The 6,763-nt window shown below is 42.7% G+C and carries 5 protein-coding genes and 2 pseudogenes; 4 read left to right on the forward strand and 3 right to left on the reverse strand.

Annotated elements, in window-relative coordinates; translation table 11 throughout:
* A pseudogene (locus O9139_RS03695) lies at window positions 1–240 on the forward strand (IS110 family transposase); the annotation flags it as partial.
* A gap of 84 nt (window positions 241–324) precedes the next feature.
* Window positions 325–711 (forward strand): SDR family NAD(P)-dependent oxidoreductase, encoded by a 387-nt coding sequence (locus tag O9139_RS33280; RefSeq protein ID WP_377526850.1) that lies wholly within the window; start codon window positions 325–327, stop codon window positions 709–711.
* 615 nt (window positions 712–1,326) lie between these two features.
* Here the strand turns inward: O9139_RS33280 and O9139_RS03705 are convergent.
* Window positions 1,327–2,118 carry an S-layer homology domain-containing protein gene (locus O9139_RS03705; protein WP_270878105.1) on the reverse strand — a complete coding sequence of 264 codons (792 nt, stop codon included), beginning with the start codon at window positions 2,116–2,118 and terminating at the stop codon, window positions 1,327–1,329.
* Between the two features lie 192 nt (window positions 2,119–2,310).
* Here O9139_RS03705 and O9139_RS03710 point away from each other — a divergent pair.
* Together O9139_RS03710 and O9139_RS03715 are read left to right on the forward strand one after the other, a co-directional pair.
* Window positions 2,311–2,439: pseudogene (locus O9139_RS03710) on the forward strand (IS200/IS605 family element RNA-guided endonuclease TnpB); the annotation flags it as partial.
* A 590-nt stretch (window positions 2,440–3,029) separates the two neighbouring features.
* A complete protein-coding gene (locus O9139_RS03715) occupies window positions 3,030–3,248 on the forward strand; it encodes a hypothetical protein (protein WP_270878106.1) in 219 nt (72 codons plus the stop codon).
* Window positions 3,249–3,555: 307 nt separating this feature from the next.
* On the opposite strand, the gene O9139_RS03720 is transcribed toward O9139_RS03715, so the two are convergent.
* Window positions 3,556–4,755, reverse strand: a complete 1,200-nt coding sequence (locus O9139_RS03720; protein ID WP_270878107.1) for a cytochrome P450 family protein — start codon at window positions 4,753–4,755, stop codon at window positions 3,556–3,558.
* Window positions 4,756–5,351: 596 nt separating this feature from the next.
* Window positions 5,352–6,638 (reverse strand): IS110 family RNA-guided transposase, encoded by a 1,287-nt coding sequence (locus tag O9139_RS03725; protein ID WP_270877931.1) that lies wholly within the window; start codon window positions 6,636–6,638, stop codon window positions 5,352–5,354.
* Window positions 6,639–6,763: the final 125 nt, after the last annotated feature.

Below are 6,763 nucleotides of genomic sequence, written 5' to 3' on the forward strand. Positions count from 1 at the left end.
AAGAATTTTCTCGGAGCAATGTATAGGCGGACAGCTGCGCGAAAAGGTAAAAAACGAGCAGCAATAAATGTTGCCCATGCAATGCTGCGAATTGCATTTTATCTCCTCACTCGTAAAGAAATGTACGTAGATCTTGGTGAAGATTATTTTGACAAACAGAAGCAGCAATCTATTGTAAAGTATGCCGTTCGAAGATTAGAGAACTTAGGTTACTCCGTAACAATTGCCGCTAACTCCTAGCTCCATTCCCCAGACGCTTCAAAAAATGATTAAGTGGCGTCTTATTTAGTGCGGCCTTTTTCTGATACTCCGGATTTAATTTTCATGGGAGCCTATGATCTAAACTATAGTAGCACTGTATCCGGTTTTCTTATCTTTTTTAACTGCCTCAATATAGCCGTCAAAAAATATGGAATCTTATCTACTTTGCCGTTCTGGATTCTGCCTTTAACTTTATCGAATGCAAATATAGAAATTCCTAGTAACAATCGAGTTAACAATGTTAGTCCTGGGATGATTGCAACCCCGATGTCGCAAGAGGTTCTAGGCGACGAAACTACGGCGAGTCCCTTCGTCAAGCAAACTCCCTTACAGCGGGTGGGCCAATCCGAAGACGTTGCGCTCTGGCTTCTCTCCGAGGACGCCCGTTTTGTTACGGGTCAGAGCATACTCGTCGAGGGCGGTTACACTATCGGCGGATTTCGCCCGTGACTGAACGATGCGATTGCAATGCATGGATGAAAGAATTAAGACAAGAGAATCAAAGGAGCCAAACGTCAGCCGAATGATATATTCCCATTCCCGGTTGACGTTTGGCCGTTTAATGATTCAAAGAACCATTGATGATAACTGCCAGTTACCTCAATGAAGCAGGAGCAGCACCATGGCCACCTGCTCCTGCTCTGGTTGTACTATAGCATGCGTTAGTGTAATAATGAGTCTTTAAAGGGATTTGTCCGGAATGAGATCAAGTCTTGTCAAAGACTCTTGAAAAACTTGATCCCATTTAATACAAAAGCCTCGATTACGCAGCAAAAAAACGAGGTCAAAAATATTGTTAAACGTACTATTTAACCGTAATAACCCCTTGCATCGCGACCTTATGAAGCTCACAGACGTACGCTTATTCGCCTGGTAATAGTCACGTTGTAGGTTTTTGCAGCCTGAGGAGCATGTAATTCATCCCCCACCTATAGAGGAGGAGCTGTTCTCGCTAATAGCTTGATAAACAAATAAACCGTAATCCCTCGAATAGAGGATCTGCGGTCTTATTTGTTATTTCTTTGTATTATTTATTACAGGCAGTGGTTCATACTAGCTCGCCCACTAATTGGATGTATTACCATACGTAATGCCGGTAACCGTCGTAGAAGATCCGGATGGAATGCCGACAACCACATTCAAGTCGGATAACCGATCCAACAGCGTCGCCGCCTCTGCACGGGTAAGCGTACGATCAGGGTTGAATCGGCCTTGGTCGTCCCCTTGGATCAGATTGTTTTGAACAGCCGTAGCTACATAAGGACGAAGTGCGGCTGCAATATTGTTACTATCCTTGAATTTACTTTGAAGCAATTGATCAGCAGAATTAGCATCCATAACTTGAATGGAAGTATTCACTTTCATTAGCACTTTGACGAGAGTAACCGTCACATCTTGTCTCTGTGCCCCTTCTGCAGGCTGGAAGTCATAGCCACCGTTTAGATCTTTGTAAGCATCGAAATAATCTTTGCTTGCTTCCACTACATTGTATGACCAACGTTTTTGCGGTACGTCTACAAAATCTTGCGTAGTGGAGGTGGTTTTCAAATGGAACATTCTTGCTACCATTGCGGCGAATTGTTCGCGTGTTACGTGCTGGTCCGGATTGAAATGATGTTTTTCGTCACCCTGGAGGATACCTTTGCTCACAAGATCCTTTATGTATTTTTCAGCCCAGTGTCCACTGATGTCGTCCAAAATAATATTGTAGTTGTTTACCTCGGTGTTGCTTTTCATTTTGATGTTATCATGGTTACCATTGATGTTGTTGTTACCATTGCTTTCTGCTGCAAATGCGGGTAAAGCGGAGAGAGACAGTATCGAGAACACAGATAAGATTACCAACTTTTTTTTCATATTCTAATCGTCCTTTGTTTGTTTTTTGTTCTTACAGAAATACACTACCAAAAATATATGTCAAAGTTATGTCAAACGAGGTCCTGAAAAATAAAAGTTCCAACCATCGAACTACCCTCAAAATATCAATCTATTTCTGCCCATGCCTTTTCGTTCAAACACAAATTTCCCGAATTCACGAAAAAATCAACAACTGCCGAGCTGATTCGTGAAAACCAATCGATCAGCATTGAAAATCTGGCGGTAGCCAATATGCTTAAAAATCACAAGCTCGCGAAGTCTATCGCGGATGCATCCTGGACTCCTTTCACTAAAGAGATGTAGGTCACCTACAAATTGCGGCTGCTTATCGGATCCAACATTCAAACATGCAATAATACTTTCTTTCCCTTTCCGAGAAGAGTACTCTCACGCTGCGTCATTCCTACCTACCTCCTCTTAATAATTAACTCCAACTATACATTCCTTAAATGAAGTAATTATGAGAATGGTTCTATCAAAATAAAATAGCAGCTAAAGACCAGCTGCTTCTAATTAGGATTATCTTTAGTATCATTTCGATTAACATTCGACGACTTCTTTTTTAATTTATAAAACAAACGGAATCATCAGCGTGATACATCAATTTGGCGAAGCTGAATGGCTCGAAAATACTGAAGTAATAAGTGACCCAGAAGATTATGAGCAGTTGCTAGTCTTTATGCTGGTCGAGCCGACACTTACCGAAACCAAAGCAGTCTATTAAGTAACAATTCAAATCTGAGATGTCCCCGCTGCGGAAAAGAATCTACCACACTCGTGGGTTATCGTAAACACAATAGTTCGTGCTTAGCTAAAGCAAACTAATGGGTATTGAGCACGAAAGCCAATGTATGGGAATGTTATTCTGTACTATGTAAGGGGGATGGTCAATGAAATCCGATATTTGTGGTGAGAGTGAGATCCTACTTAATGACAAGTTTAAAAACCCTGAAACTCCTGATCTCACTCTAAGGGTTCTCTATATGGCTCCTAACCGCACAACCTTATTATGCGAAGAACAGTACGCTGATGGTTCATTGATTTACGGGACATATGAGGTTAAATACTTAACAGAAGCGCATTGGGAGAAATGCGACAACTTAGGATAGTTTGAAAAATTCTCATGTTTAAAAGAAAAAGCCCTGCGCATACTGATAATGCACGGGCTTTTACCACATTATGACACACCTTCGAGATCAAATAGAGATACTTCGACCATTTCCTTTTTAGGTAATAATGTCCCCAATTCACAAGCGGTTAACTGGAACACCAGTTTTACCTGTCCGCTTTTCAAATGGAAGGACCCAAAATGGAGCCTTACCAATGTGAGGGATGGCGATCGCACTTACATCGAACTCTTCATGCTCCATTCGCCAAATGAAGTTGTCACTTGGCTCAAAGCCCAATGAAAGCAAACTAAAAACTAACCGGAAATCTGACCAGACCCCTCATTAGAATACCAGGGCGCCAGGTTAACTCTTCGAAATCAATTGCTGATGAGAGGTTGGGAAGCCTCCGAAGTAAAGCAGTTAACGCGATTTTGCCTTCCAAACGGGCCAAGGGTGCGCCTAAACAATAATGAATCCCGTTTCCGAATGCAACATGCTTGTTTTTAGTTCGCGTAAGATCAAGTCGATCGGGTTGCTCGAATTGCTCCGGGTCGCGATTAGCCGAGGAAATGCTTACAAAGATCAAATCATCTTGATGAATGGTTTTCTCATACCAGGTAAAATCGTGCTTCGCCCACCGGACCGTCCCAATTTCAACAGGGCTGTAGTATCTTAACAATTCCTCGATGGGGGAAGGGGCTACATGGGGATTTTTTTTGAATAATTCCAATTGATCCGGGTTTTCCAGTAATGCCAACAAACCATTGCCGATCAAATTCACTGTTGTTTCATGACCGGCAATAATAAGCAGGAATATCATCGACGATACCTCTTGAGCAGTCAAGTACTCCCCGTTGTCATGAGCATAAACGAAATGGCTGATCAGATCATCAGCCGGTTTTTCCCTTCTTTGAATAATTAGCGTTTCAATATATTCCGCAAAAGCTTCTATGGATGGAAGTGCCTCTTTGATTTTCTGATTATCGCTAGCCGCAGCGATGATTGCGTTCGACCATTCTCGAATGAGGTAATGCTCTTCTTCAGGAATGCCTAGCATTCGGCTGAGTACGGCAATCGGCAGTGGAAATGCGAAATCATCGATCACGTCCATGGCGCCTTTGGATTCAATTCGGTCGATCAATTCTTCGGTTATCTGTTGGATCTGACTGTGCAAGGATTCAATGATTTTGGGCGAAAAAGCTTTGGAAACGATAGACCGGAGACGGGTGTGATCCGGCGGGTCCGTAGCAAGCAAGTGATCAAACAAATGCTTCACCGTTGGAGGGATTGTGCTCTGATCTCTTCTGTCTTTGGTTATCCGCAAATCGTCTTTTAAAGCTTGTGCCACATCGTCATATCGTGTGATTAACCATCCTATTTGACCGTTCTGCATGGTGATTTTGTGCATAGGATCATGCCGGCGAAGATGTTTATATATCTCATGCGCATTTTTCTTAAAACTTGGCGATGAAAGATCCAAATTTTCGTTTAAAAGTGTCATCGACATCACTCCTACTTATATGGTATATTTTTCCTAAAGTATCTCATACGAATGTCTGGCCTGTAAATAAGGCTTCGAAAGCAATTACATGCTTCTTATTTGCTGCTACTCGCCAGTAAACTACATTATGTTACCGTGGCTTACATCAGCTACATTACCTAACAAGGTAATTGGGCTTATTACTTTAAAAAACTCCCTCTATGGAGAATCACATAGCTCCTTAATACTCTCGTTTTCTTAGATTTTGACCACAATTACTTCTTTGTAGATAACATTTTAATGGAATGAAGTTGAAGAGGAAGAAATTTATGGGTTGCAGAGGTGCAAAAAAACTCTTCACCTATACCACATGCTGTAAATAGTGGATACTGAGGTAAAGTATGGTTGCACTTTTGGATCTCCACATGGGCTCATGGCGGTCAACCCTCCCACATCTCGCAGAGTCTTCGCTCTCACATTCCTTCATTCAACCTGTCCATGAGGTGGAGGTCAGATATGCTGCCCGACAGGATCTCTTCGTCCGTATGTTAACGCCGTTCCGACTCATCCGTGCTTCTTGTCATCTTCCTTTTGCTTAGGTCATCATCACTGAAAATCGTAATTTATGCAGCTTGTGATCGCTCTTCAAATCGAGGAATATCCTGGATCATCTTTTCTTCACTGAACTCGTGTCCCTTTTTCAATACGCCAAACAGGATTCGTATGAGCTTGTTACATAAAGCGATGAGGGATTGCATCTTTTTCAATGGATTTACCGGTCGTTTCGTGTAGTACTCATGCAAGGTTCGGAATGCTGTATTTTTAGCAACCAGTGGCATCATCACTCTAAAGAGCAAGGCACGAAGGCGCTTCCTACCTCTCTTCGTTATCTTCGTCTGTCCGGTGTGCTTGCCTGAGGAATTCGTTTTTAAGTTCAATCCAGCAAGTTTCGTGATCTGTTTGGGATGACGGTATTGCCGAATGTCACCTACCTCAGCTAGAAAACCCGCGATGGTGTCTCTTCCAATCCCTTTAATGGCCAGTAATTGCTGCACATGCGGGATCTGCCCCAGCAGTTCATCCAATTTCATTTCCAATTCTTCCAGCTTGCTATTAAACCAGTCGTACTGAGTCAGCAGAAGTTTCAGCTCCATTTTAGCTAACTCTGCACCTTGTTGTATGCCCACTGAACAGCTTGCTGCCTCCTTCAGATTCCTTACTCGGCCTAAACCAAGCCCACGCTTGGCAACCTCTCTCAGATGCCGCAGCAGGGTTTCATCTGGTACATCAACAAGTTCATGGGGCAGTAGATAGAGACTTAGCATTTGGATGGCTGACTTGCACTCCCAGTCCTTAAATACCGTCAGAAACTCCGGGAAATACCGGTCTAACCAATTATGGACACGTGCTTGCACAACACAAAGATCAGTCGTCAGGTGATCGCGAATTTTCATCGCTTCTCGCAGTTCGGCATAAACGCCCTGAGGAAGGTTCGGTACGGCATATCTTCCGTCTTTGACCAGTTGCGCAATGACTTTAGCATCCTTGACGTCATTCTTCGTTGGAGAATTGTCATCTAGTTCTTTGCTTTTCTTCACGTGCAGCGGATTCACTACACCGTATTTTACATGCTTTTCTTTTAGAAAATGGGCGAAGTTCAGCCAGTAATGGCCCGTTGGTTCCATCCCAACGATAATGTCCTGGAAGCCTTGCTCTATTGAAATCTTCTGAAACCAGCTTACGAACAACTCAAAGCCTTGTCGATTGTTTTCAAACGTAATGGACTTCCCAAACTCGACTCCGCGGTTGTCTTGGGCTCTCGCTACATGTTTGAATTTTGCAATGTCGACTCCGATAATTAAGGTAGAAGATGTGATTTGATTAATTCTTTCATTTTGAGTAGAATGCATGTTGTAGTCTCCTTGGTTTGTTTTTGGATCCGGTTGCTGGCGAGCGTTCAGGACCCATTAACATTTTACCAAGGAGTCTTTTTATTTCTCAAACCTCGTATTTCTTCATAATAGGAATGCTGCCC

It is taken from the genome of Paenibacillus aestuarii (assembly GCF_027789125.1).
Lineage (GTDB): Bacteria > Bacillota > Bacilli > Paenibacillales > NBRC-103111 > Paenibacillus_E > Paenibacillus_E aestuarii.

What these genes read in the sequence shown, in the direction of transcription:
- O9139_RS33280 (WP_377526850.1), top strand. Translation starts at nt 325, where the DNA reads ATGGGAGCCTATGATCTAAACTATAGTAGCACTGTATCCGGTTTTCTT.
- O9139_RS03705 (WP_270878105.1), bottom strand. Translation starts at nt 2,118, where the DNA reads ATGAAAAAAAAGTTGGTAATCTTATCTGTGTTCTCGATACTGTCTCTC.
- O9139_RS03715 (WP_270878106.1), top strand. Translation starts at nt 3,030, where the DNA reads ATGAAATCCGATATTTGTGGTGAGAGTGAGATCCTACTTAATGACAAG.
- O9139_RS03720 (WP_270878107.1), bottom strand. Translation starts at nt 4,755, where the DNA reads ATGTCGATGACACTTTTAAACGAAAATTTGGATCTTTCATCGCCAAGT.
- O9139_RS03725 (WP_270877931.1), bottom strand. Translation starts at nt 6,638, where the DNA reads ATGCATTCTACTCAAAATGAAAGAATTAATCAAATCACATCTTCTACC.